This is a genomic window from Methylobacterium sp. V23 (assembly GCF_002917135.1).
In the GTDB taxonomy this organism is placed as follows: Bacteria; Pseudomonadota; Alphaproteobacteria; order Rhizobiales; family Beijerinckiaceae; genus Methylobacterium.
In genome coordinates this window covers 124770-149441 of record NZ_PDHT01000008.1, presented here as the reverse complement: position 1 = coordinate 149441, position 24672 = coordinate 124770, and the positions used below count along the sequence as shown (strand labels likewise).

At 70.0% G+C, this 24672-nt stretch carries 20 protein-coding genes; 13 read left to right on the top strand and 7 right to left on the bottom strand.

Features of this window, described 5'->3' with window-relative positions:
* Nucleotides 1-38: 38 nt before the first annotated feature.
* From urtD to urtA, 4 genes are all read right to left on the bottom strand, one after another.
* Nucleotides 39-824, bottom strand: a complete 786-nt coding sequence (urtD, locus tag CRT23_RS10200) for an urea ABC transporter ATP-binding protein UrtD (RefSeq protein WP_103709588.1) — start codon at nucleotides 822-824, stop codon at nucleotides 39-41.
* Nucleotides 825-832: 8 nt separating this feature from the next.
* Nucleotides 833-1987 (bottom strand): urea ABC transporter permease subunit UrtC, encoded by a 1155-nt coding sequence (gene urtC / locus CRT23_RS10195; protein WP_055949761.1) that lies wholly within the window; start codon nucleotides 1985-1987, stop codon nucleotides 833-835.
* Nucleotides 1988-2001: 14 nt separating this feature from the next.
* The gene (gene urtB, locus CRT23_RS10190) at nucleotides 2002-2928 is read right to left on the bottom strand and encodes an urea ABC transporter permease subunit UrtB (protein WP_055949763.1); all 927 of its coding nucleotides are present in this window, start codon (nucleotides 2926-2928) and stop codon (nucleotides 2002-2004) included.
* Nucleotides 2929-3077: 149 nt separating this feature from the next.
* The gene (urtA, locus tag CRT23_RS10185; RefSeq protein ID WP_055949766.1) at nucleotides 3078-4337 is read right to left on the bottom strand and encodes an urea ABC transporter substrate-binding protein; all 1260 of its coding nucleotides are present in this window, start codon (nucleotides 4335-4337) and stop codon (nucleotides 3078-3080) included.
* A 383-nt stretch (nucleotides 4338-4720) separates the two neighbouring features.
* Here urtA and CRT23_RS10180 point away from each other — a divergent pair, with 383 nt between their 5' ends.
* The 3 genes from CRT23_RS10180 to CRT23_RS10170 all read left to right on the top strand — a co-directional run bounded on the left by CRT23_RS10180 (nucleotide 4721) and on the right by CRT23_RS10170 (nucleotide 9282).
* Nucleotides 4721-8083: an ATP-binding protein gene (locus tag CRT23_RS10180; RefSeq protein ID WP_103709626.1), complete on the top strand. Its 3363-nt coding sequence runs from the start codon at nucleotides 4721-4723 to the stop codon at nucleotides 8081-8083.
* Nucleotides 8076-8984, top strand: a complete 909-nt coding sequence (locus tag CRT23_RS10175) for a response regulator transcription factor (protein WP_103709587.1) — start codon at nucleotides 8076-8078, stop codon at nucleotides 8982-8984. The genes CRT23_RS10180 and CRT23_RS10175 overlap by 8 nt, the downstream gene beginning before the upstream one ends.
* Nucleotides 8985-9102: 118 nt before the next feature.
* Complete coding sequence (locus CRT23_RS10170) at nucleotides 9103-9282, top strand: hypothetical protein (protein WP_055949770.1); 180 nt, start codon at nucleotides 9103-9105, stop codon at nucleotides 9280-9282.
* A 118-nt stretch (nucleotides 9283-9400) separates the two neighbouring features.
* Here CRT23_RS10170 and CRT23_RS10165 read toward each other — a convergent pair whose 3' ends face one another.
* On the bottom strand, nucleotides 9401-10870 hold the full coding sequence (locus CRT23_RS10165; RefSeq protein WP_103709586.1) for a PAS domain-containing methyl-accepting chemotaxis protein: 1470 nt from the start codon (nucleotides 10868-10870) through the stop codon (nucleotides 9401-9403).
* Nucleotides 10871-11262: 392 nt separating this feature from the next.
* Between CRT23_RS10165 and CRT23_RS10160 the strand changes: the two genes are divergently transcribed.
* The 4 genes from CRT23_RS10160 to opgC all read left to right on the top strand — a co-directional run bounded on the left by CRT23_RS10160 (nucleotide 11263) and on the right by opgC (nucleotide 16158).
* Nucleotides 11263-12540, top strand: a complete 1278-nt coding sequence (locus tag CRT23_RS10160) for an L-dopachrome tautomerase-related protein (RefSeq protein WP_103709585.1) — start codon at nucleotides 11263-11265, stop codon at nucleotides 12538-12540.
* A gap of 64 nt (nucleotides 12541-12604) precedes the next feature.
* Complete coding sequence (locus CRT23_RS10155) at nucleotides 12605-13588, top strand: SMP-30/gluconolactonase/LRE family protein (RefSeq protein ID WP_103709584.1); 984 nt, start codon at nucleotides 12605-12607, stop codon at nucleotides 13586-13588.
* A gap of 40 nt (nucleotides 13589-13628) precedes the next feature.
* On the top strand, nucleotides 13629-14816 hold the full coding sequence (locus tag CRT23_RS10150) for an L-dopachrome tautomerase-related protein (protein ID WP_103709583.1): 1188 nt from the start codon (nucleotides 13629-13631) through the stop codon (nucleotides 14814-14816).
* A 124-nt stretch (nucleotides 14817-14940) separates the two neighbouring features.
* Complete coding sequence (gene opgC, locus CRT23_RS10145; protein WP_103709582.1) at nucleotides 14941-16158, top strand: OpgC domain-containing protein; 1218 nt, start codon at nucleotides 14941-14943, stop codon at nucleotides 16156-16158.
* Between the two features lie 4 nt (nucleotides 16159-16162).
* Here the strand turns inward: opgC and ccmB are convergent, their stop codons facing one another.
* Both ccmB and ccmA read right to left on the bottom strand, forming a co-directional pair.
* Nucleotides 16163-16828 (bottom strand): heme exporter protein CcmB, encoded by a 666-nt coding sequence (ccmB, locus tag CRT23_RS10140; RefSeq protein WP_181017307.1) that lies wholly within the window; start codon nucleotides 16826-16828, stop codon nucleotides 16163-16165.
* Nucleotides 16828-17478, bottom strand: coding sequence for a heme ABC exporter ATP-binding protein CcmA (gene ccmA / locus CRT23_RS10135; RefSeq protein ID WP_103709581.1), 651 nt, complete (start codon nucleotides 17476-17478; stop codon nucleotides 16828-16830). The genes ccmB and ccmA overlap by 1 nt, the downstream gene beginning before the upstream one ends.
* A 55-nt stretch (nucleotides 17479-17533) precedes the next feature.
* Between ccmA and CRT23_RS28435 the strand changes: the two genes are divergently transcribed.
* The 6 genes from CRT23_RS28435 (at nucleotide 17534) to dprA (ending at nucleotide 24595) form a co-directional block, all read left to right on the top strand.
* Complete coding sequence (locus CRT23_RS28435) at nucleotides 17534-18028, top strand: hypothetical protein (RefSeq protein ID WP_181017306.1); 495 nt, start codon at nucleotides 17534-17536, stop codon at nucleotides 18026-18028.
* A gap of 271 nt (nucleotides 18029-18299) precedes the next feature.
* Nucleotides 18300-20999, top strand: coding sequence for an aconitate hydratase AcnA (acnA, locus tag CRT23_RS10120; RefSeq protein WP_103709625.1), 2700 nt, complete (start codon nucleotides 18300-18302; stop codon nucleotides 20997-20999).
* A gap of 177 nt (nucleotides 21000-21176) precedes the next feature.
* Nucleotides 21177-21365 (top strand): DUF1508 domain-containing protein, encoded by a 189-nt coding sequence (locus CRT23_RS10115; protein WP_103709580.1) that lies wholly within the window; start codon nucleotides 21177-21179, stop codon nucleotides 21363-21365.
* A gap of 110 nt (nucleotides 21366-21475) precedes the next feature.
* On the top strand, nucleotides 21476-22783 hold the full coding sequence (locus CRT23_RS10110) for a dihydroorotase (RefSeq protein ID WP_103709624.1): 1308 nt from the start codon (nucleotides 21476-21478) through the stop codon (nucleotides 22781-22783).
* 5 nt (nucleotides 22784-22788) lie between these two features.
* The gene (gene plsY, locus CRT23_RS10105) at nucleotides 22789-23388 is read left to right on the top strand and encodes a glycerol-3-phosphate 1-O-acyltransferase PlsY (protein ID WP_181017312.1); all 600 of its coding nucleotides are present in this window, start codon (nucleotides 22789-22791) and stop codon (nucleotides 23386-23388) included.
* A 31-nt stretch (nucleotides 23389-23419) separates the two neighbouring features.
* Nucleotides 23420-24595, top strand: coding sequence for a DNA-processing protein DprA (gene dprA, locus CRT23_RS10100; RefSeq protein ID WP_103709578.1), 1176 nt, complete (start codon nucleotides 23420-23422; stop codon nucleotides 24593-24595).
* Nucleotides 24596-24672: the final 77 nt, after the last annotated feature.

Genomic DNA, 24672 nt, shown 5'->3' with positions numbered 1-24672 from the left:
GGGGGCGGGCGTGGTCTGGAGCATGGCGCCGTTTCCTCTCAGTGGCCGAGATAGACTTCGATGACCTTCGGGTCGTTCTTGACCCGCTCCATCGAGCCCTCGGACAGGACCTTGCCCTGGTGCAGCACGGTGACCCGGTGGGCGATGTCCTCGACGAACTTCATGTCGTGCTCGATCACCAGCACCGAGCGGCCCTTGATGATCTGGTTGAGCAGCTCGGCGGTCTTGATGCGCTCGCCGACGCTCATGCCCGCCACCGGCTCGTCGAGCATCAGCAGTTCCGGGTCCTGGATCAGCAGCATGCCGATCTCGAGCCACTGCTTCTGGCCGTGGCTGAGGAACTCGGCCCGTTCGAGGAGCTGGTCCTTGAGGAAGATCATGCTGGCGACCTCCTCGATCCGGTCGCGGACCTCGGCGTCGCGCTTGAAGGTGAGGGCGCCGAAGACCGAGCGGCCCCGCGGAAAGGAGATCTCCAGGTTCTCGAACACCGTCAGGTCGTCGTAGATCGACGGGGTCTGGAACTTGCGGCCGACGCCGGCCTGGACGATGGCGCTCTCGGAGAGCTTGGTGAGTTCCTGGCCCTTGTACTTGATGGAGCCGGCGCTGGCCTTGGTGCGCCCGCAGATCAGGTCGAGCACGGTGGTCTTGCCGGCCCCGTTGGGACCGATGATGACCCGGATCTCGTTGGGGTCGACGTAGAACGAGACGTCGTTGACCGCCTTGAACCCGTCGAAGGAGACGGTGAGGGATTCCACCGCCAGGAGGAAGTCCTTCTCGGCCGGATCGGCGCCGATCAGGTGCGAGGGCAGGAGAGCTGCGTTCATCGGAGGTCCTACTCGGCCGCGTGGGTCAGGGCGACGGCGGGGGCGGGCTCCAGGGCCTTCACGCGCCGGGTCAGGCGGGGCTCGACGTAGGTGCGGTAGATACCCGCCAGGCCGTTCGGGAAGGCCAGCACCACGGCGATGAACAGGGCGCCGAGACCGAAGAGCCAGAGCTCCGGAAAGCTTTCCGAGAAGCTGGTCTTGGCCCAGTTGACCAGGAGGGTGCCCCAGACTGCGCCGAACAGCGACAGGCGCCCGCCGACGGCGGCGTAGATCACCATCTCGATCGAGGGCACGATGCCTACGAAGGAGGGCGACATGAACCCGACCTGCAGGGTGAACATCGCCCCCCCGATGGCCGCGAACACCGCCGCGAGGCAGAACGCGAAGGTCTTGAAGCTCGCGACCTGGTAGCCCGAGAACCGGACCCGGTCCTCCTTGTCGCGCATGGCCAGGAGAATGCGCCCGAGCTTCGACTTCTTCACCATCTGGGCGAACAGGATGCAGCCGACGAGCAGCCCCGCATTGACGAAGTAGAGGATGTTGTGAGCGCTGTCGGTGCGGATGTCCCAGCCGTGCAGGGTGCGCAGGTCGGTGATGCCGTTGATGCCGCCGGTGTAGCCCTGCTGGCCGACGATGAGGATCGTCAGGATGGCGGCGATGGCCTGGGTGATGATGGCGAAGTAGGTGCCGCCGACGCGGCGGCGGAACATCGCCGTGCCGATCACGAAGGCGAAGAGCGCCGGCACCACCAGCACCGCCAGGAGGGTGAAGGGCAGGCTCTGGAACGGCTTCCAGAACCAGGGCAGGGCTGTGATCTGGTTCCAGTCCATGAAGTCCGGGATGCCGGGCGTCGACTGGATCTTGGTGTTCTCGATGCTGGAGGCCTCCAGCTTGAGATACATCGCCATCAGGTAGCCGCCGAGGCCGAAGAACACGCCCTGGCCCAGGGAGAGGATGCCGCCGAAGCCCCAGCAGATGACGAGGCCGAGGGCCACGAAGGAATAGGTCAGGTACTTGCCGACGAGGTTGAGGCGGAAGGCGTCGAGCAGCAGCGGCAGCACCACGAAGATGACGGCCACGAGGAGCGCGAGGCTCACCCATTCCATCGGCTTCATGAAGGGGTTGTCGTTCACGACGGGGGTGGGGGATGTGGAGCGGGTCATGACGTTCAGGCTCCTCAGCGCCGGACCTTGAGGGTGAAGAGGCCCTGCGGCCGCAGCATCAGGATGCCGACCACCGCCAGCAGCGTGATCACCTTCGCGGTGGAGCCCGAGAGGAAGAATTCGAGGGTCGACTGCGTCTGCGAGATCGAGAAGGCCGAGGCGATGGTGCCGAGCAGGGAGGCGGCGCCGCCGAAGACCACGATCAGGAAGGTGTCGACGATGTAGAGCTGGCCCGAGGTCGGCCCGGTGGAGCCCACCATGGTGAAGGCCGAGCCGGCGATGCCGGCGATGCCGCAGCCGAGGCCGAAGGTCAGGCGGTCCACCTTCTCGGTGTCGATGCCGACGGCGCCGGCCATCGCGCGGTTCTGCACCACGGCGCGGACCTGGGCGCCGAAGCGGGAGCGGTACATCAGGATCGCGACGCCGACGGTGATCAGGGTGGTGATGGCCATCACGAACATGCCGTTGATCGGGATCTCGATGGTGTCGGTGACCTGCACGGAGCCGATGAGCCAGGCGGGCAGCTCCACGCCGACCTCGCGGGCGCCGAAGATCGAGCGGTAGGCCTGCTGCAGGATCAGCGAGAGGCCCCAGGTGGCCAGCAGCGTGTCGAGCGGGCGCTTGTAGAGGTGGCGGATCAGCGCCCATTCCACCAGCATTCCGAGCGCCCCGGAGGCCAGGAAGGCCAGGGCCATCGCCACGAAGAAGTAGGCCGGGAACAGGGCCGGCAGGTGGCTCTGGAAGAAGCCCGAGCAGAGATAGGTCATGTAGGCGCCGAGGATCATGAACTCCCCGTGGGCCATGTTGATCACCCCCATCTGGCCGAAGATGATCGCCAGCCCCAGGGCCATCAGCACGTAGACCGAGAACAGGATCAGCCCGGCGAAGCCCTGCATCGCGAAGATCGCGCCAAGATCACCGAGGGAATAGTCGCCGAACATGGGTTCGTTCTCCGAAGGATGCCGCCGAAGGATGTGCAAGCATCGGGCCGATCAACACCGTAGACGTCCCCCTCCCCACGCAGGGGGAGGGGGGAGCAGGTCCGGGGGGAGCGGGTTCTACTGGTAGCTGTCTCTACTGGTAGCTGGCTCTACTGGTAGCCCTTGGGGAACGGATCGGGCTTGATGAGCTCGGGGCTCGTGTAGACGATCTCGAACTGGCCATCCGGCAGCGCCTTGCCGACGCGGGTCTTCGACCAGAGGTGATGGTTCGGATCGATCCGGACGTAGCCCTCGGGCGCGGCCTTGAACTCGAGGTCCGGCGAGGCGGCGACCACCTTGTCGACGTCGAAGGAACCGGCCTTCTCGCAGGCCATCTTCCACAGGAACGGCCCGAGATAGGCCGCCTGGGTCACGTCGCCGATGACGGTCTTCTCGCCCCACATCTTCTTGAAGGCCGAGACGAAGGCCTTGTTGTTCGCGTTGTCGATCGACTGGAAGTACTTCATGCAGGAATAGGCGCCGGCGATGTTCTCGCCACCGATTCCGTCGATCTCGTCCTCGGTGACCGAGATCGTCAGGAGGATCTGCTTCGACAGGTCGATGCCGGCCGCCTTGAGCTGCTTGTAGAACGCCACGTTGGAGCCGCCGACCACGTCGGCGAAGATCACCTTCGGCTTGGTGAGCTTGATCTTGTTGATCACCGAGTTGAACTGCGTGTGGCCGAGGGGGAAGTACTCCTCGCCGACGACCTTGCCCTTGAGCACGTTCTCGACATGCTTGCGGGCGATCTTGTTCGAGGTCCGGGGCCAGATGTAGTCCGAGCCGATGAAGAAGAACGTGTCGCCGCCCTTCTCCTTGTTGACCCAGTTCAGGCCCGCGAGGATCTGCTGCGTGGCCTCCTGGCCGGTGTAGAAGACGTTCTTGGACTGCTCCAGGCCCTCGTAGAAGGTCGGGTAGTACAGGAGGCCGTTATACTGCTCGAAGACCGGCAGGGCGGCCTTGCGCGAGGCCGAGGTCCAGCAGCCCATCACGGCGGCGCAGTGATCGTTGACGAGGAGCTTCTTGGCTTTCTCCGCGAAGGTCGGCCAGTCGGAGGCGCCGTCCTCCTGGATGATCTTGATCTTGCGGCCGAGCACGCCGCCCGCCTCGTTAATCTGCGAGATCGCGAGCTTCTCGGCCTGGATCGAGCCGGTCTCGGAAATCGCCATCGTGCCGGTGGCGGAGTGCAGGATGCCGACCGTGACCTCGGTGTCGGTCACCGCGAGGCCGGTGGTGTTCACCGCCGAGGTCGGCGGCGCGGCCGCGAAGCTCATGCGCGGCATCAAGGCGATCGCCGGAGCGCCGGCCAGACCCATGAGAAGCCTGCGCCGGAGCGCCGATTGCAGGCCGTTGCCCTTGTCCTCTGCCATCGTGCCCAAAACCCCTGTCGGTCGTCGCACGGCGCATCGGACGGCCGTGGATCGACGGAGCGGAGGCTAGGCCGCGTGGTGCGGTGCGGCCTATACGCTGTTTTGCGTATGTCGGACCCCGGCGGACGGGCCCATGCTGTCGAACTCCCCGCGAGTCTCCCCCACAAGGCTTCGGACGCCGCCGCTCTGGACCGCACCCCGCGGGACCGATCGCCCCGGAGGCCATCGCCGCTCCGGCCGCCGAGCGCGGCGCGCCAGCATGGGCGCACGGGAGTCCGGGCACGGTCCTTGCTAAGCTGGGGAGGACGGAGCGCCGCGGTTTCGGACGAGCCGGGATGCCGCGCCAGACCCTGCGCCGCATGATACCGTCCCCGCCGAACACGATGACCGAGCACCAGCGTATCCTGCCGATCCGGCGCGACTACAACCGCCTCGTCGCCGACGAGACGCTGGAGGACTATGCCCTGCGCTTCACCGCCAAGAAGGCGCGGCGCTGGTCCGGGTTCCGGGTCGCCCAGACCGCCCTCGGGTCGCTCTCCTTCCTGGCCCTGGAGGCGATCGGCGGCACCCTGGTGCTGACGGTCGGGTTCACCAACACCCTGGCGGCGCTCCTGGTGGTGAGCGCCATCATCTTCGCCACCGCGACGCCGATCAGCCTCTACGCCGCCCGCTACGGCGTCGACATCGACCTCCTCACCCGGGGCGCCGGCTTCGGCTATATCGGCTCGACCGTGACCTCGCTGATCTACGCGAGCTTCACTTTCCTGTTCCTCGCCATCGAGGCGGCGATCATGGCCCTGGCCCTGGAGCTCTGCTTCGGGCTGCCGCCGAGCCTCGGCTACCTCGTCAGCGCCCTCGCGGTGATCCCGCTGGTCGTCTACGGCATCGCCATGATCAGCCGCTTCCAGCTCTGGACGCAGCCGGTCTGGATCGTCCTCAACCTCATCCCGCTGGCCTGCATCGCCTGGGCCGGGGACGCGCCGGTGGCGGCCTGGCTCGCCCATCCGGGGGCCGACGGCCTCGGCGGCTTCGACTGGCCCCGCTTCGGGCTGGCCTCCGGCATCCTGCTGGCGCTGCTGGCCCAGGTCGGCGAGCAGGTCGATTTCCTGCGCTTCGTGCCGGCGCGCGCCCCCGAGCGCTCCGGGCGCTGGTGGGCGGCGGTGCTGGGGGCCGGCGGCGGCTGGATCCTGCCCGGGATGCTCAAGATCCTGCTCGGGTCGTTCCTGGCGGTGCTCGCCATCGCGCACGGCGTCCCGGCCGAGCGCGCCGCGGAGCCGACCCAGATGTACGCGGTGGCCTTCGGCTACGTTTTGCCCTCGGGCTTCGGCGCCGTCGCCCTGATGACCCTGTTCGTGGTGGTCTCGCAGCTCAAGATCAACGTCACCAACGCCTATGCGGGCTCGATCGCCTGGTCGAACTTCTTCTCGCGCCTGACGCACAGCCATCCGGGCCGCGTGGTCTGGCTCGTCTTCAACGTCGCCATCGCCCTGCTGCTGATGGAGCTCGGCATCGACAAGACCATCGTCAGCACCCTGTCGCTCTACGCCGTGGTGGTCTCGGCCTGGGTCGGCGCGCTGGCGGCGGACCTCGCCATCAACAAGCCCTTCGGCCTGTCGCCCCCCGGCATCGAGTTCAAGCGCGCCCATCTCTACGCCATCAATCCGGTGGGGACCGGCGCCATGGCCCTGGCGATCCTCAGCGGGTTCGTGGCCCATGCGGGCGGGTTCGGGGCGCCCGCCGTGCCGTTCGCGCCGATGCTGGCCCTGGCCGTCGCCTGCCTCGGCGCCCCCGCCATCGCCCTGGCCACCGGCGGGCGCTACTATCTCGCCCGCACCCCGCGCACCGACTGGCAGGGCGCGGCCGAGATCACCTGCCGGGTCTGCGAGCACCCGTTCGAGCCCGAGGACATGGCCCAGTGCCCGGCCTATGCCGGGCCGATCTGCTCCCTGTGCTGCTCCCTCGACGCCCGCTGCGGCGACCTCTGCAAGCCGCACGGACGCCTGGAGGCCCAGGCCCAGAGCGTGCTCGCCCGGGTCGCCCCGGCTCGCACCGCCGCCTGGATCGGCGCGCCGCTGGGCCGCTACCTCGCCCTGATGCTGACCCTGGTGGTGGCGATCGGGCTGATCCTCGGCATCGTGCATGCGGGGGCCAGCGCCGAGCATCCCGAGCACCGCGCGGTCCTCGGCGCGGCGCTGACCAGCGTGTTCCTGATCCTCATCGTCATCCTGGGGATCGTCGCCTGGCTGTTCGTGCTGGCCCAGGAGAGCCGCCGGGTCGCCCTGGAGGAGACCGCCCGCCAGACCGGGCTCTACCAGGCCGAGATCGAGGCCCATAAGGTCACGGACGCCAAGCTGCAGCAGGCCAAGGAGGTCGCGGAGGCCGCCAACCTCGCCAAGAGCCGCTACGTGGTCGGCATCAGCCACGAGTTGCGCACGCCCCTCAACGCGGTGCTCGGCTACGCGCAGCTGCTCGAGGGCGATCCCTCGATTCCGGCCCCGCGCCAGAACGGGATCCGGGTCATCCGGCGCTCGGCCCAGCACCTCTCGGGCCTGATCGACGGCCTCCTCGACATTTCCCGGATGGAGGCCGGACGGCTCCAGATCCACCGCAACGAGGTCCGGCTCGCCGATTTTCTCGACCAGATCGTCGACATGATCCGGCTTCAGGCCCAGGGCGCCGCCCTGGCCTTCCGCTTCACCCGGCCCGAAACCCTGCCGGCGGTGGTCGCCACCGACGAGAAGCGCCTGCGCCAGATCCTGCTCAACCTCCTGTCGAACGCGATCAAGTTCACCCCCGCCGGCACGGTGACCCTCGACCTGACCTACCGCAACCAGATCGCGGTGTTCACCATCAGCGACACCGGCCTCGGCATCCGCCCGGACGACCTGGAGCGGATCTTCGAGCCCTTCGAGCGCGGCTCCCTGGCGGCGGCCCGCTCCACGCCCGGCACCGGCCTCGGACTGACCATCGCGCACCTGCTGGCCCAGGTGATGGGGGGCGAGATCACGGTGGAGAGCGAGGTCGGGCGCGGCACGCGCTTTCGCGTGCGCCTGATGCTCGCCTCGGTGGCGCGCCCGAAGCCGGTCCTGACCCAGGCCAGCGCGCCGGCGCGCACCTATGCGGGGGCCCGCCGCACCATCCTGGTGGCCGACGACGATGCCGCCCATCGCGGCCTGATGCGCGACATCCTCGAACCCCTGGGCCTAGTGGTGCTCGAGGCCGGCGACGGCCCGGCCTGCCTGGCGCTGGCGGCGACGCGGCCGCCGGACCTGTTCCTCCTCGACATCGCCATGCCGGGCATGAGCGGCTGGGTGCTGGCGAAGGCCCTGCGCGAAGCGGGCCAGACCGGCCGCATCGCCATGATGTCGGCCAACGTGCACGAGATCAGCCCGTCGCGCGGGAGCGATGCGCCCCACGACGCCATCATCGCCAAGCCCTTCGACCTGCGCGACTTCCTCGAATGCGTCACCGGGCTCCTCGGCCTCCACTGGACCGCGGGCGAGGCCCCCGCGCCGGCCCCGCCCGAGGCCGCCGCGCCGCCCCCCCGCCCGGAGCACCTTGCCGACCTCCTGCGCCTCGTGCGCATTGGCCACGTCCGCGGCATCGAGGCGAAGCTCGCCGAGATGGAAGGCGGACCCGCGGCGCCGACCGCCTTCATCGCGCAGATGCGGGGGCTCACCGCCGCCTTCGACCTGCGCCGTGCCCGAGCGGTGATCGAGGGCTTGCTGGAGCCCGCCGATGGCTGAGGCGCAGCGCGATACCGTCCTGGTGGTCGACGATTCCCCCGAGACCCTGAGCTTTCTCACCGAGGCGATCGAGCGCTCGGGCGCCACCGTGCTGGTGGCGGTGGCGGGCGACCTCGCCCTGGCCCTGGTCGACGAGATCACCCCGGACGTGATCCTGCTCGACGCGGTGATGCCGGGCATGGACGGGTTCGAGACCTGCCGCCGCCTCAAGGCGAAGGGGCACCTCGCCCACGTCCCCGTCATCTTCATGACCGGGCTGTCCGAGACCGAGCACATCGTGAAGGGCCTGGAGGCGGGGGGCGTCGACTACGTCACCAAGCCCATCGCGCCGGACGAGATCCTGGCCCGCATCCGGGTCCATCTCGCGAGCGCCCGCGCGGCACAGAGCGCCCGAGCCGCCCTGGACACCACCGGCCGCACCCTGTTCGCGGTGGACCGCGACGGCACGGTCCTGTGGGGCACGCCCCAGGCCGCCCGCCTACTCGGCGGTTTCACCGAACCCGGCGCCCCCTTGAGCCTGCCGCCGCAGGGCGCCGCCTGGCTCCGGGGCTGCCTCGCCGGCACGGGCGCACCGGCCCTGACCCTCGGCGATCGCGCGGGCACCGCCTATACCTTCAGCTTCATCGGCGGCACCGGCGACGAGATCCTGCTGCGCCTGTCGCGCGACGGCACCGAGGCGGGACTCGAACGCCTGCGCCTGCGCCTGCGGGTCACTGGACGGGAAGCGGAGGTGCTGCTCTGGCTCTCGCGGGGCAAGTCGAGCCGCGACATCGGCGAGATCCTGGGCCTAAGCCCCCGCACGGTGACGAAGCACCTGGAAGGCATCTACGAGAAGCTCGGCGTCGAGAACCGCACGGCCGCGTCCGTCATCGCCGCCCGCCACCTGCAGGACCTCGACTGAGGGGCGGCGGGCCGGACCCCGCGCGGGTTCGGAGACGGCGTGGATATTTCCCGTTCGCCCCCTCGCTTTGGCGGCGCGAGACCCGATCTATGAGAGAGGTCAGGCTGGGAGCTTCGCGATGAACTGGATGACGTGGTTGGTCGGCCGCTGCGTGGACCTCACCGAGCGCGTCGTGCCCGGCCTCGAGCGGCGCGAACCCGGACGGCCGGGCGCGCCTCCGTCCCTGCGCGGCCGGGTGCGCGGCTCGGGCTCCGAGCCCACGGTGATGCAGCCCGGGGCCGGCCCGCGCCCGGACTGATCCGGCCCGACTTGGCCTTTCGCGCCTTGGCCTCGCCCGACTTGGCCTCGCCCGACTTGGCCTCGCCCGACTTGGCCTTTCGCACCTTGGCCTTTCGCGCCTTGGCCTCGCCCGCCCCTCAGGCGAGGGCGCGGGCCGCGGCGCCGGCCTTGCGCACCGAGGCGTCGACGTCGATCGCGGCGGCGGCGATCCCGTCCATGTTCTGACGCACGACCTCGACGCTCCGCGCGGCGTTCTGCATGTTGACCGTCATGTCGCGGGTCACCGCGGCCTGCTCGGTCACGGCCGAGGAGACGCTCACCGAGATCTCGCTGAGATGGCCGATCGTCCGCGCGATGGCCTCGATCGCTGTGACGGCCTGGTTGGTGGAGCCCTGCACCGCCGCGATCTGCGTGCCGATCTCTTCGGTGGCCCGGGACGACTGGTTGGCCAGGGCCTTCACCTCGGCCGCGACCACGGCGAAGCCGCGCCCCGCCTCGCCGGCCCGGGCCGCCTCGATGGTGGCGTTGAGCGCCAGCAGGTTGGTCTGGTCGGCGATCGTACGGATGACCGAGACCACCTCGCCGATCTTGTCGGCGGCGGAGGTCAGCCCGGCGATGATGCCGGAGGCCTCCTGGGCCCGGACCACCGCCTCCTCGGACGCGGTCCTCGCCTCGGACGCATGGCGGCTCAGCTCCTCGATGGAGGCCGAGAACTCCTCGGCGCCCGCCGCCACCGCGTGGACGTTGCCGGAGGTCTGGGCCGCCGCCTCCGCCGTGAGGGTGGCCTGATGGCTAACGTCGGAGATCGAGCCGGTGATGATGCCGAGATCCTTGTCGATCGCCTGCTGGCCCTGGTGGCGGCGCAGCCGGTCGGCGACCTGGGCGGTGACGTCGCTGGCGAACTTCACCACGGAGACCACCCGGCCGTCGGGTCCGAACACCGGATTGTAGGCGCCGTAGATCCAGACCTCGCGGCCCCCCTTCGCCAGGCGGCGGAACTCGCCGGCCTGGTAGGCGCCGCCCGCCAGCGCGGTCCAGAAGGCGGCGTAGGCCGGCGTCGCCCGGTCCGCCGGCGCCACGAACTGGCTGTGGTGCCGGCCCTTGATCTCGTCGAGGCGGTAGCCGAGGGTCTCGAGGAAGATCGGGTTGGCGTCGGTGACGAGACCGTCCGGCGTGAAGTGGATCACCGCCTGCGACCGGTTGATCGCCGTGATCTGGCCCTCGAACGCGGCGTTGCGCGTGACCTGCTCGGTGATGTCCGTGGCGAATTTCACCACCTTCATCGGCTTGCCGCGCCGATCGAGGATCAGGTTGTAGCTCGCCCGAATCCAGATCCGGCCGCCGTCCTTGCCGATCCGGCAGAAATCACGGGCCTGATGCTCGCCCCGGCGCAGGCTGTCCCAGAATGCCCGGTAGGCTGCCGTGTCCCGCTCTTCGGGAGGCACGAACAAGCTGTGCGGCCGGCCACGGACTTCGTCGAAGGTATATCCGAGGAGGTCGAGAAAGATCTGGTTCGCGCTCTGGACAGTTCCATCCATCGCGAATTCGATGCGACCTTGCGATCGATCGAGCGCCTCGAGCGTTGCACGAAGACCGTACCCCAACATCGTTAGTTTCTTTCCCGGATACGTTTTCTGATATGCGACTATTCCAGTCACAGCCTGATGTGAGTAAATTTAGTTACAATCCATGAATTTGTCTTTAACGGCCAAAGAACCTGAAACGTCTTCGTCAAAAAGAGTTCGTGAAATCGCGCTGAGCGCTCTTGTATCGGGACGAGAGCCAAATTCGCTCAAAGCGCGCAGACCGCGCGATCCGACGCCTGCGATGGGTCGCGCCGCCGGCGGTGGCCGTTCACAACTCGCGGGGCGGATGAACCTTGGCGGACGCTTCATGCGTTAGGCCGTCATGATCGCACCGCACGGTTCGCACACCGCGCGGTTCGATCGTCGCGATGCCAAGGGGTCCGATGCCAGGGATTCCATTTTCCAGGGTTCCGATGACGCACCATCAGTCCGACCATCCGTTCTTCGCCGCGCCTCCGCGCCGGTCGGCCCGCCCTCGGCGGCAGGGCCGGACGCTCGCCGCGGCCCTCCTGGGCGCCGTCCTCCTCCCGGGAGCCGTCCTCGTGCCCGGCACCGTCCTGGCAGAGGGCAGCGCCGCCGCGCCGACGGCATCGCTCACGAAGGTGGCGAGCTTCGACCACCAGGTGACGGGCGTCACCGTGTCCAAGGACGGGCGGATCTTCGTGAACTTCCCCCGCTGGACCGAGGACACCGAGGTGTCGGTCGCCGAGCTGAAGGACGGCAAGCTGGTGCCGTTCCCCGATGCGGCCTGGAACTCCTGGCGCAACGCCCGCAAGGACGAAGTCACGGCCAAGGATCACTGGGTCTGTGTGCAGAGCGTCGTGGCGGGCCCGAACGGCAACCTCTGGGTGCTGGATCCCGCGGCGCCCGCCATGGCGGCGCTCGTGCCCGGCGGTCCCAAGCTCGTCGAGATCGACCTGAAGACCAACCAGCCGGCGCGTACCATCGCCTTCGACGAGAGCGTCGCGCCGCAGGGCTCCTACCTCAACGACGTGCGCTTCGCCCCCGACGGCAAGACCGCCTACCTGACGGATTCCGGCGCCAAGGGGGCCCTGGTGGTGGTCGACCTCGACAGCGGCCGGGCTCACCGGGTGCTCGACGGCGATCCGACGACGCAGCCCGACAAGAGCGTGACGGTGACCTATGACGGCAAGCCCCTGCGCCGGCCGGACGGGCGCGGCGTCGAGTTCGCTGCCGACGGCATCGCGCTCTCCCCCGACGGCAAGACGCTGTACTGGCAGGCGATCAAGGGCAAGACGCTCTACAGCCTGCCCACCGAGACCCTCGCGGGGAGCATCACCAACGCGCTGATGCCGACCGCGCTGGCCGACAAGAGCGTGTCGGGCCGCATCGAGACCGTGGGCGAGAACGGGCCGGCCGACGGCCTGATCATCGCCCGCAAGGACGGGCGGATGTACGTGACCTCGCCGCAGGACGATTCGATCAAGGTGCGCGACCTCTCGGCGAAGGGGAACAGCCTGAGCACCGTGGTGCAGGACAAGCGCCTGCGCTGGCCCGACACCTTCGCGGAAGGGCCGGACGGGACGCTCTACGTCGCCACCTCGCACATCCAGGACTCGGCCTTCTACAAGCCCGACGCCCCGGCGGCCCTGCCGACGGAGTTGTGGAGCTTCAAGCCGGGGACAGCGGACGCCACCGGTTCGACCGCCCCCGCGCCGGCCGCGCGCTGACCCGTCCCGCGCCGCCCCGCCGACGGGGCGGCGCCCTCACCGCACCCGCAGCCCTCGAGGATCGATGCCGACGATACGACGACGCGCGCTGTTCGGCGGCGCGGGAGCGGTCCTCGCCCTGCGCGCCTGGCCGGCCGCAGCGGCCCCCATCGTCCGGGTCGACGATCCGCGGCTGCGCGACGTGCTCGATCCCGGCGCGGCGCTGCGCACGCTCTATGCGGGCGGACGCTGGTGCGAGGGCCTGTGCTACGCCCCCGGCCTCGGCGGCCTGATCGTCAGCGACGTCCGCGCCAACCGGATGATCCGGATCGACGACGACGGCGGCGCCGCCGTGTTTCGCGATCCCTCGAACAACGCCAACGGCAACACCCTCGACGCCGAGGGCCGTCTCGTCACCTGTGAGCATCGCGGGCGCCGGGTCGTGCGGCGGGAGCCGGACGGGAGCCTCACGGTGCTGGCCGACGCCTTCGAGGGCCGGCCTCTGAATTCCCCCAACGACGCCGCCCTGGCTCCGGACGGCGCGATCTGGTTCACGGACCCCGTCTTCGGCATCACCATGCCGGACGAGGGCCTGATGGCAACGCCGGCGCAAGCGGCGCGGCGGGTCTACCGGATCGATCCGTCCGGCCGGGTCGAGGGCATGACCGACGCCGTGGGCCAGCCCAACGGCATCGCCTTCAGCCCGGACGGGCGCCGCCTCTACGTCAGTGACACCAGCGCCTCCCTGAAGAACCCGGAAGGCGCCCGCACCATCCTGGCCTTCCCGGTGCTGGAGGGCCGGAGGCTCGGCCCCCCGAAGCCCTTCGCCACCGTGGAGGCCGGCGTGCCGGATGGCCTCGCGGTGGATGCTGACGGCCGGGTCTACGCCGCCTGCTTCGACGGCGTGCGGATCTACGCGTCCGACGGCACGCTCCTGGGACGCATCGCTACCGCGACCGACGCCGCCAACGTCGCCTTCGGCGGCCCGGACGGCCGGCGCCTCTTCATCGGCGCGGGGGCCCACGTCCTCGCCATCGACCTCAAGGTGCGCGGCTCAGCCCGGGGCTGACCCGCCATCTTCCTCCCCCCTCGCTCGACCGGATCCCACCATGACGCTCGCTCGCCGTGACCTCCTCGCTGCCGGCATTGCCGGTGCCGGCTTCGCCGGGACGGCGGCCCTCGCCCGCCCCGGAGAGGCCGTGGCGGCGCCGTCCCCTGAGGTCGCCACCCGCCGGGCGGCGGGCGGGCTCGAACTCGCCTTCACCGCCAACGCCCCCTCGACCCCCACCGGCCTCGCCATCTCGGCCGGCGGCCGGCGCTTCGTGATGATGCCGCGCTTCACCGCGACGGTGCCCTACACCCTGGGTGAGGTGCTGGCGGACGGAGAGGTCCGGCCCTACCCGGACCTGCCGACGAACCAGCCCGACCCGGAGAACCCACAGGCCCGCCTGTTCCACGTGCCCAACGGCGTCTTCGACCGCGACGACACCCTGTGGTGCCTCGATGCCGGCCTGCCGGACGGCTCCGGACCGCCGGTGAAGGGCGGGGCGAAACTGGTGCAGATCGATCTCTCCGACAACCGCATCCGCCGGGTGGTCCCGCTGGAGGCCGGCATCACCCCGACCTCGTCGCTCAACGACCTGCGGGTGGATATCCGCGACGGCTACGCCCGCGCCTACATCACCGACCAGGGCCAGGACGGGGAGGGCGCCATCCTGGCCGTCGACCTCGCCAGCGGCCGGGTGGTGCGCCGCCTCTCCGGTCATGCCAGCACCAAGTCGCAGAAAGGCCTTCTCAAGATCGTCGAGGACCGTCCGGTGGTGCAGCGGAAGGGGGAGGGACCGCCGCGCCCGGTCCAGGGTGGGGCCAACGGCATCGCCCTCAGTCCCGACGGACGACGCCTCTACTACGCTCCGCTGATCGGGCGCCGCCTCTACGCGGTGGAGACCGCCGCGCTCCTCGATCCCGAATCCAGCGACGCGGCCGTGGCGGCCGGCGTCACGGATCTGGGCGAGAAGGGCATGACCGGCGGCCTGACCACGGATTCGAAGGACCGGGTCTACCTCGCCATGCAGGAGTTCAACGCGGTCGGCCGGCGCGACCCCGACGGCACCGTCACGCTCATCGCCTCCGATCCGCGCCTGATCTGGGCCGACACGTTCTGGATCACCCCGGATCGCTGGCTCCACATCTCGTCCGCCCAGGTGAACCGGCGTCCGGAATACAACGGTGGCAAGGATCTGCAGGCACCGCCCTACGCCATCCTGCGGATGCGGATCGACGCCGATCCGGCGTGAGGCGCGCGGATCCACTTCCCGGGGCAGGGCCGAGCCGTTCCCCGGAATTACCCGCATCGGTTGCAACGCAACCTTAAGCTTTCGTTCCTAACCTGGGTGCGTCTAGGCCGCATCGGGGTGAGGCATGCCGCAGCGAAGGACCACGATCGACGCCATTCGCGGTCTGTGCCTGATCAATATCTTCGTGAACCACATCCAGGACGGCGCCATCTCGGTCGTGTCGCCCTCCCGGCTCGGCTTCTCCGACAGCGCCGACATCTTCGTCCTGCTCAGCGGCATCTCCATCGCCCTGGCGGCGAGCCAGGCCTCGCGGCGCCGGCTGCCGGACATCGTCGCCCACCTGTGGCGGCGGGCGGCCCGGATCTACGCCTTCGAACTGGTCATCGTCTTCGCGACGCTCGGTCTCCTGGCAGCCATCCTGGCCCTTCGCGGCGTGACGGGCGTGCACGCGCAGGAAACCGGCCTGTTGCGGGAGCACGGCTTCCCGAACCTGCTGGGCCACGCGCTCACCCTTCGCCAGACGGTGGGCTACTCGTCCGTCCTGCGCCTGTACGTGGCCCTGATGCTGATCGCACCGATCCTGTTGCGCCTGGCCGGGTGGCGGTTCTGGGCGCCCCTGCCGCCGGCGCTGCTGCTCTGGATCGCGGCCGGTCACTTCCACCTGGTGCTGAGCAACAGCCTCACGGGCGCGCCCTTCTTCCTGACGATCCTGCCCTGGACCCTGATCTTCGCTGTGGGGATCACGATCGGACAGGGCCTGGTCAACGGCGTCGCTCTGCCGCGCCCGCGATGGCTGACCGGCCTCGCCCTGGGCTATCTCGTCGCTTACCTCGTGCTGGCGGTGGTCGTCGTGCGTCTCTGGCCGGCGGCCGCCGACTGGGCCGCGACGCGCAACGACGCGTTCTGGCTCGGCGCGAGCAAGACCTACCAGTCGCCCCTACGCATCCTGCACGTGCTCGCCCTGGCCTACCTGGTGATGGCCCTGCCGCGGGCCCCGCTGATCCGCCTGCTGCACCAGGTGCCGCGCGACCACCTGCTGACCCGGCTCGGCCGCCGCTCCCTTCCGGTCTTCACCGCCGGCGCAATCGGGGCCATGCTCGCCAGCGAGGCGCTCGATCTCGCCGCCCGGTCCTGGAACGCCGCCTGGTTTCCCTTGCTGCTCCTGGAAGTCGGTATGATCGCGCTGTTCATCGGCATCGCCCTGCGCATCGGCGGGCGCCCGGGCCGGACGCGGCCCTCCCGCCCCGCGCAGCCGGAGGGTCGAGCTTCCCGGCGGGACCCTCAGGTTCCGACACCGGATCGCCCCGCCCTCGGCCTGCGGGAGCGCGCGGCGCTCGCCTGACGCCCTATTCCGACCAGCGCAGGGCCGCGGCGGCGGCGAGCGTTCCGATCACGCCCGCGATCAGGCTGAGGGCGCACAGGATGGCCAGCGGCGTGGTGAACGGGACGGTGCCGCCGAGGGCCGACTCGCTGGCCGAGACGCCGAAGATCAGCGTCGGGATCATCAGCGGCAGCACCACGACCGCCAGGATGAGTCCGCCCCGGCGGATCGAGGCGGTGAGGGCGGCGCCCACGGCCCCCACGAAGGTCAGGGCCGGGGTGCCCACCAGCAGGGTGAGGGCGGTCGCCGCCATGGCCCGTCCGTCGAGGGCGACGAGGAGCCCGAACAGGGGCGAGGCCAGGGCGAGCGGCAGGCCGGTGGTGAGCCAGTGCGCCAGCACCTTGGCGAGCACGACGCCCTCCAGCGGGGCCGGCGAGCCGCTCATCAGGTCGAGGGAGCCGTCCTCCTCGTCGGCCTGGAACAGGCGGTCGAGGCCGATCAGGGTCGAGAGCACCGCGGCGAGCCAGAGGATGGCCGGGCCGATCCGCGAGAGCAGGTTGAGGTCCGGGCCGAGGGCGAACGGAACCAGGGCGACGATCATCAGGAAGAACACGAGGGAGAGCGCCCCCGAACCGCCGACGCGGGCGGCGAGCGCGAGGTCGCGGGCGACGAGGGCCCTGAGGGCGCGCATCACCACCAGACCTCGTCGGCCGCGGCCGCCGGAGCGGCCTGCGTCGATGCAGCGGGCGCCTCGATCCGCAATTCCCGGGCGTCGACGAGGCCGAGGGCCTGGTGCGTCGTTGCGATGACGAGGCCGCCCGCCGCACGGTGCCGCGCCATCATTCCCGCCAGGACCTCCTGTGAGGCCGCATCGAGGGCGGCCGTCGGTTCGTCGAGGAGCCAGAGCGGACGTCGGCAGACCAGGAGGCGGGCCAGCGCGACCCGCCGGCGCTGGCCGGCGGAGAGATAGGCCACGGGGAGGCGCAGGGCGTGGCCGAGGCCGAGTTCCTCCAGGGCCGCCTGCGGGCTCGCGGTCGGTGCGCCGAGGAGGTCGCGGGCGAAGGCGAGGTTCTCTTCCGCCGTCAGCGGGCTCTTCAGCCCGTCGCGATGGCCGACCACGTGCAGGCACTCGGACAGGGTCGCCTCGCCGACCTCGCTCGCCGTGACGGTTCCGGCCTCGGGCTTGAGCCGGCCGGCCAGCACCGCGAGCAGCGTCGACTTGCCGGCCCCGTTCCGCCCGGTGACCATCAGCGCCTCCCCCGGCCCGAGGGCGAAGGACAGGTCCGAGAAGATGCGGCGGCCGAAGCGGCGGACGGCGAGGTCTTGAGCGGTCAGCCGCACGGGGGGTCCTGAATCATGAGCCTCATCGAACCAGCGACCGGCAGACGTCGCGGCGGTGGCCGATCTTGATCACGAGCATGCGCAGGGCGTCGTCCTCGATCGCGGCGATCACGCGAACGTCGCCGATCCGGTCTTTCCAGAAGTTGCCGAGCCGAGAGCCCTTCAGAGCTTCGCCAATGACACGCGGATCGTCCAGTGGCGAGCCCGGTCGCGCAGAAAACTCCGGCTGCGCCGGGCCGCCGCGCGATCGACACGGGCGAGTCCGCGCTCCGCGGAACGCTCGAACTCAATCCGGCAGACCGGAGCGCGACAGCAGGTCATCCAGGGGAACGGCATCCCTCGCGCCGCTGCGGACCGCCGCGAGGCGCATCTCGGCGTCCTCAAGATCCTCCAGGTTTTCCAGGGTTTCCAGGTGTTCGAGAATGGCGTCCCCGGCGTGATCGTCCTAGCTCCGGACTGTACGCCGGGCCGGCGCCTCCAGGCGGTCTTCGATCTCGGGCGGCAGGCGCAGAGCGCGCATCTGTGTCTCCATCGGATTGCCGGAGCCTAGCAGGGGGGGCCTCGGTTGGCGAAGAGGCGTCCGAACAGATCTCACCCGGTGTCAGGGCACCGGTAGCGGCCAGTTTCGAAGTGTTCTATAACGCGCGCAGGCTGCGCCGCGCGAGATTTCAGGGCGTCCAAATCGCCCTTCGCGCAACACCCTATCCGGGCACCCCCGGGGCGGCGCGCGCTTCATAGCGCTCCCAGCCGAACACGTGTTTTCGTGGCGCAGGTTATGCCTGCGCGTGTTCGACCAACCGCTCACGAGGAATTATAACGCCGTGGCATCGCTCGACAGCTTCCAGTCTCGCCAGACCCTCACCGTCGGAGACAAGTCCTACACCTACTACTCGATTCCCCATGCCGAGAAGTCCGGCCTCGCCGACGCCACCGCGCTGCCCTTCTCGATGAAGGTGCTGCTCGAGAACCTGCTGCGCTTCGAGGACGAGCGCTCGGTCAAGAAGGACGACATCTCCGCCACCGTCGCTTGGCTCGGCAACAAGGGGAAGACCGAGACCGAGATCGCCTTCCGCCCCTCCCGCGTGCTGATGCAGGACTTCACCGGCGTGCCCGCGGTGGTCGACCTGGCCGCGATGCGCGACGCCATGGTGGCTCTGGGCGGCGACCCGCAGAAGATCAACCCGCTGGTGCCGGTCGACCTCGTGATCGACCACTCGGTGATCGTCGACGAGTTCGGCACCCCGAAGGCGCTGGCCGACAACGTCGCGCTGGAATACTCGCGCAACGGCGAGCGCTACACCTTCCTCAAGTGGGGCCAGTCGGCCTTCGACAACTTCTCCGTCGTGCCGCCCGGCACCGGCATCTGCCACCAGGTGAACCTCGAGTTCCTGTCGCAGACGGTCTGGACGAAGTCGGAAGACGGCACCGAGCTCGCCTATCCGGACAGCCTCGTCGGCACCGATTCGCACACCACCATGGTCAACGGCCTCGCGGTCCTCGGCTGGGGCGTCGGCGGCATCGAGGCCGAGGCCGCGATGCTCGGCCAGCCGCTCTCGATGCTGATCCCCGAGGTCATCGGCTTCAAGCTGTCGGGCAAGCTGCCCGAGGGCACCACGGCCACCGACCTCGTGCTCACCGTGACCCAGATGCTGCGCAAGAAGGGCGTGGTCGGCAAGTTCGTGGAGTTCTACGGCCCCGGCCTCGACGACATGGCGGTGGCCGACCGCGCCACGATCTCCAACATGGCCCCCGAATACGGCGCCACCTGCGGCTTCTTCCCCATCGACCAGAAGACCATCGACTTCCTCAAGGTCACCGGCCGCGCCGACGACCGGATCGCCCTGGTGGAGGCTTACGCCAAGGCGCAGGGCATGTGGCGCGACGCGGCCACGCCGGACCCGGTCTTCACCGACACGCTCGAGCTCGACATGGGCGACGTGCGCCCGTCGCTCGCCGGCCCCAAGCGTCCGCAGGACCGGGTGCTCCTCGACGGCGCCAAGCCCGGCTTCGCGCAGTCGATGGAGACTGAGTTCAAGAAGGCCGCCGACATCGCCAGGCGCTACCCGGTGGAGGGCGCCAACTTCGACATCGGCCACGGCGACGTGGTGATCGCTGCCATCACGAGCTGCACCAACACCTCGAACCCGAGCGTGATGATCGGCGCCGGCCTCCTGGCCCGCAACGCCGTCGCCAAGGGCCTGCGCTCCAAGCCCTGGGTGAAGACCTCCCTGGCGCCCGGCTCCCAGGTGGTGGCCGAGTACCTCGAGAGCGCCGGCCTGCAGAAGCCCCTCGATGCCCTGGGCTTCAACCTGGTCGGCTTCGGCTGCACCACCTGCATCGGCAACAGCGGCCCCCTGCCGGTCCCGATCTCGAAGGCCATCAACGACAACGACGTCGTCGCCGCCGCCGTGCTCTCCGGCAACCGCAACTTCGAGGGCCGCGTGAACCCCGACGTGCGGGCGAACTACCTCGCCTCGCCGCCGCTGGTCGTCGCCTACGCGCTGGCCGGCTCGATGCAGATCGACATCACCACCGAGCCCCTGGGCACCGGGTCTGACGGCCAGCCCGTCTTCCTGAAGGACATCTGGCCCTCGAGCGCCGAGGTGCAGGCGTTCATCGAGGCCAACATCACCTCGACCCTGTTCAAGTCCCGCTACGCCGACGTGTTCGGCGGCGACGACTACTGGAAGGCCGTCGAGGTCACCGAGGCCGAGACCTTCAAGTGGGATTCGACTTCCACCTACGTGCAGAACCCGCCCTACTTCGTCGGCATGCAGAAGACCCCGGCGCCGGTGGAAGACGTGGTCGACGCCCGCATCCTCGGCCTGTTCCTCGACTCGATTACCACCGACCACATCTCGCCGGCGGGCAACATCCGGGCGAACTCCCCGGCGGGCGCCTACCTGCAGGAGCATCAGGTCCGGGTGCAGGACTTCAACCAGTACGGCACGCGGCGCGGCAACCACGAAGTCATGATGCGCGGCACCTTCGCCAACATCCGCATCAAGAACCAGATGGTCCGCGACGCGTCCGGCACCGTGGTCGAGGGCGGCTGGACGCTGTTCCAGCCCTCGGGCGAGCGGGTGTTCATCTACGACGCCGCGCAGAAGTATCAGGCCGAGGGAACCCCGCTCGTCGTGTTCGCCGGCAAGGAGTACGGCACCGGCTCGTCGCGCGACTGGGCGGCCAAGGGCACCAAGCTCCTGGGCATCCGCGCCGTGGTGGCCGAGAGCTTCGAGCGCATCCACCGCTCGAACCTCGTCGGTATGGGCATCGTGCCCCTGGTTTTCCAGGGCGAGATGTCCTGGGCCTCGCTGGGCCTCAAGGGGGATGAGACGGTCTCGATCCGGGGCCTGTCGGGCGACCTGAAGCCGCGCCAGACCATGATCGCCGAGATCACCTCCGCGGACGGCACGAAGCGGGAGGTCCCGCTGACCTGCCGCATCGATACCCTCGACGAGCTCGAGTACTTCCGCAACGGCGGCATCCTGCCCTACGTCCTGCGTTCGCTGGCGGCGTAAGCCTCCCCAGCCTCTGCGGACCGCGAGTCTGAGGCCTCGCCCGGAAGGGTGGGGCCTTTTTCCGTTCCAGAGGCCTTGCAAAATTTCACTCAGGTTAACAAATCGACGTAAATCAGACCTAGAGTTTGATTTGCATCGGAGGTCCCCGTTGGCCGCCGTGAACCGAGGAGCGAAGCGATGTCGGCGTTGTCTTACCCCTGCTACAAGATCAAGAAGGGCGTTCGGGGGCATTGGTACTGGATCTACTACGCCAAGAACGGCGAGGAGATTTCCAAGAGCAGCGAGAGCTACGTGGCGAAGGCGGATTGCCTTCATGGCCTCAAGCTCAACAAGGCTTCGGGCAACGATCCGATCTACGAGGTCTGAGACGACGGGCCGATGCGCCGTCAGGGCACGCTGCGGCGTCCCGCAGTAGCGTGCCCCCCGCATCCGGCTTGACGCCACGGCGCGCCCGGTCGAAACCGCGAGGCATGACGATGCGCCCCATCCTCCTGACCCACGCGACGCTCTGCGACCCGGCCACGGGCCGCCAGGCGCCCGGCCACGTCCTCGTGCGCGACGGCCTGATCCAGGAGGTCGGCTGGGGGCCCCTCGCCGGGGTGCCGGACGAGGCCGAGACCGTCGATTGCGGAGGCCACGTTCTCAGCCCCGGCCTCATCGATCTGCGGGCCTTCGTGGGCGAGCCCGGCGCCGAGCATCGGGAAACCCTGGCCAGCGCCAGCGCGGCGGCGGCGGCCGGCGGCGTCACGACCCTGGTCTGCATGCCGGATACCAATCCGGTCATCGATGGGCCGGCCATCGTCGACTTCGTGCTGCGCCGCGCCCGCGACACGGCCAGCGTCCACGTCCTGCCGGCCGCCGCCATCACCAAGGGCCTCGCCGGTCAGGAAATGACCGAGTTCGGCCTGCTGCAGGAGGCCGGTGCCGTCGCCTTCACCGACGGCCTCAAGGCCGTGACCAATGCCCAGGTCATGCGCCGCGCGCTGACCTATGCCCGCGACTTCGGTGCCCTGCTGATGCAGCACTTGGAGGAGCCGGACCTCGTCGGCGACGGCGTGATGAACGAGGGCGAGATGGCCTCCCGCCTCGGGCTCCTCGGCATCCCACGCGAGGCCGAGACGGTGATGCTGGAGCGCGACATCCGCCTCGTGCGCCTCACCGGCGCCCGCTACCACGCCGCGATGATCTCCTGTGCCGATTCGATCGAGATCGTGCGCCGGGCCAAGGCGGACGGGTTGCCGGTCACCTGCGGCGCCTCGGTGAACAACCTGGTCCTGAACGAGGGTGACATCGGGCACTACCGCACCTTCTGCCGGCTCTCGCCGCCCCTGCGCCACGAGACCGACCGCCTCGCCCTGGTGGCCGGCCTCAACGAGGGCGTGATCGACGTCATCGTCTCCGACCACAACCCGCAGGACGTCGAGACCAAGCGCCTGCCCTTTGCGGAGGCCGCGGACGGGGCGCTGGGGATCGAGACGCTGCTCGGCGCGGCCCTGCGGCTGGTTCATACCGGCGACGTCACCCTGCCGCGCCTGCTGGCCGCCCTGAGCGCCAGCCCGGCGGCGCTCCTCGGACGACCGGCCGGACGCCTCGCAGCCGGCGCGCCCGCCGACCTGGTGCTGATCGATCCGGACCTGCCCTACGTCATCGACAAGCGCGCGCTGAAGTCCCGCTCGAAGAACTCACCCTTCGACGAAGCGCGCCTCCAGGGGGCCGCCATCCTGACGATGGTGGCGGGCCGCATCGTCTTCCGCGCCCCCGCCGAGACCGAGGCCGCCGCGTGATCACCCTGGATACCCTGCCCTGGACCCTGCTGCTGGCCGCGCTGGCGGGGGGCTACCTTCTCGGCTCGATCCCGTTCGGATTGATCCTGACCCGCTTTGCCGGGCTCGGCGATGTGCGGGCGATCGGCTCCGGCAACATCGGCGCCACCAACGTGCTGCGCACCGGGCGCAAGGGTCTTGCGGCCGCGACGCTGCTGGGCGACGCCCTGAAAGGCACGCTGGCGGTGCTCCTCGCCGGCCGCTTCGGGCTGGAGGCGGCCCTCGTCGCCGGCCTCGGCGCCTTCCTGGGGCACCTGTTCCCGGTCTGGCTCGGATTCAAGGGCGGGAAGGGAGTGGCGACCTTCCTCGGCGTCCTCCTGGCGCTGAGCCCCCTCGGCCTCCTGGCCTTCGCCGCCATCTGGCTCGGCCTCGCCTTCACGCTGAAATACTCCTCCCTCGCGGCCCTGGCGGCCTCGGGCCTGACGCCCCTCGTCCTGTGGGCCCTGGGACAGCCTGCGGTTGCAGTCCTGTTTCTCCTGCTCGCCATCCTGCTATGGTGGAAGCACGCGCCCAACATCCGTCGGCTGATCGACGGGACCGAGGGGCGCATCGGGCAGAAGGGCTGAGGCTCGCCGCCCGCTCCGGGAGGGGAGGGCGATGCAGCTCACCGATGCCCAGCGTCTCGACTGGCTGCGCCTGATCCGCAGCGAGGGCATCGGCCCGCGCAGCTTCCGCACCCTGGTCAACCGTTTCGGCGGCGCCGGTCCGGCGCTGGACGCCCTGCCGAACCTCACCGGCCGCAGCGGCCGGCGCATAACGCCGCCGAGCCGGGCCGAGGCCGAGGCCGAGCTCCACGCGGCCAGTCGCCTGGGCGCCCGCCTGGTCGCCTTCGGGGAGGCGGACTACCCGAAGCTGCTGCAGGCCGCCGATTCGGCGCCGCCGCTGATCGCGATCCGGGGCGAGGCCGCGATCCTGAATCGCCCGGCCATCGCCATCGTCGGCTCGCGCAACGCCTCGGCGGCCGGCCTCGCCTTTACCGAGCGCCTCGCCCGCGGGCTCGGCGACGCCGGTCTCGTCGTGGTCTCGGGTCTGGCGCGCGGCATCGATGCCCGCGCCCATCGGGCCGCCCTGGCGCCCGGCACCGTGGCGGTGCTGGCGGGGGGACAGGATCGGATCTACCCGGCCAACCATGCCGCCCTCGTGGAGGCGATCCTGGAGGCGGGCGGGGCGGTGCTGGCCGAGATGCCGATGGGGTGGGAGCCGCGCGGCCGCGACTTTCCCCGGCGCAACCGCATCATCTCCGGCCTCGCCTACGGCACCGTCGTGGTGGAGGCCGCCCGCCGCTCGGGCTCGCTGATCACCGCCCGCTTCGCCCTGGAGCAGGGCCGCGAGGTCTTCGCCGTGCCGGGCTCTCCCCTGGACCCGCGGGCGGAAGGCACCAACGACCTGATCCGCCAGGGCGCGACCCTGGTCTCCGACGCCACCCACGTCACCGACGTCATCGCCCCGCTGCTGGCGGGCGGCGCCGATGCGCGCAGCGTCGACGCCCTGGCCGTCGACCGGCCGGACCTCGCCGACGCGCCGATCTTCTGGGACGAACTCGACGTCGACGGCATCGTGCTGCCGCTCCCCGCCGAAGATTTCGCCCCACCGGAGCCGACCGACGACCGCGCCCGTCTCATCGCCTATCTGAGCCCGACCCCGATCGGGACCGACGAGCTGGCGCGCACCGCCGGCCTCAGCGTCCGCGTCGTCCAGACCACCCTGCTCGAGCTGGAGCTCGACGGGCGCATCGAGCGCCACGGCAGCGGATCGGTGTCCCTGGTGGGGTGAGGGCCGTCAGACGGGTGCCCCCGAGTCCTTCGGGACGGCGGCGTTCGACGGCGCCCGCTCCCGGCCACGGACACCGC

Bases quoted from the DNA above. Each gene is read 5' to 3' on its own strand.
- urtB (WP_055949763.1), bottom strand. From the start codon at position 2,928: ATGTTCGGCGACTATTCCCTCGGTGATCTTGGCGCGATCTTCGCGATG.
- urtC (WP_055949761.1), bottom strand. From the start codon at position 1,987: ATGACCCGCTCCACATCCCCCACCCCCGTCGTGAACGACAACCCCTTC.
- dprA (WP_103709578.1), top strand. From the start codon at position 23,420: ATGCAGCTCACCGATGCCCAGCGTCTCGACTGGCTGCGCCTGATCCGC.
- CRT23_RS10165 (WP_103709586.1), bottom strand. From the start codon at position 10,870: ATGTTGGGGTACGGTCTTCGTGCAACGCTCGAGGCGCTCGATCGATCG.
- CRT23_RS10160 (WP_103709585.1), top strand. From the start codon at position 11,263: ATGACGCACCATCAGTCCGACCATCCGTTCTTCGCCGCGCCTCCGCGC.
- CRT23_RS10110 (WP_103709624.1), top strand. From the start codon at position 21,476: ATGCGCCCCATCCTCCTGACCCACGCGACGCTCTGCGACCCGGCCACG.
- CRT23_RS10150 (WP_103709583.1), top strand. From the start codon at position 13,629: ATGACGCTCGCTCGCCGTGACCTCCTCGCTGCCGGCATTGCCGGTGCC.
- CRT23_RS10175 (WP_103709587.1), top strand. From the start codon at position 8,076: ATGGCTGAGGCGCAGCGCGATACCGTCCTGGTGGTCGACGATTCCCCC.
- ccmB (WP_181017307.1), bottom strand. From the start codon at position 16,828: ATGCGCGCCCTCAGGGCCCTCGTCGCCCGCGACCTCGCGCTCGCCGCC.
- CRT23_RS10170 (WP_055949770.1), top strand. From the start codon at position 9,103: ATGAACTGGATGACGTGGTTGGTCGGCCGCTGCGTGGACCTCACCGAG.
- CRT23_RS10180 (WP_103709626.1), top strand. From the start codon at position 4,721: ATGACCGAGCACCAGCGTATCCTGCCGATCCGGCGCGACTACAACCGC.
- CRT23_RS10155 (WP_103709584.1), top strand. From the start codon at position 12,605: ATGCCGACGATACGACGACGCGCGCTGTTCGGCGGCGCGGGAGCGGTC.
- urtD (WP_103709588.1), bottom strand. From the start codon at position 824: ATGAACGCAGCTCTCCTGCCCTCGCACCTGATCGGCGCCGATCCGGCC.
- CRT23_RS10115 (WP_103709580.1), top strand. From the start codon at position 21,177: ATGTCGGCGTTGTCTTACCCCTGCTACAAGATCAAGAAGGGCGTTCGG.
- opgC (WP_103709582.1), top strand. From the start codon at position 14,941: ATGCCGCAGCGAAGGACCACGATCGACGCCATTCGCGGTCTGTGCCTG.
- urtA (WP_055949766.1), bottom strand. From the start codon at position 4,337: ATGGCAGAGGACAAGGGCAACGGCCTGCAATCGGCGCTCCGGCGCAGG.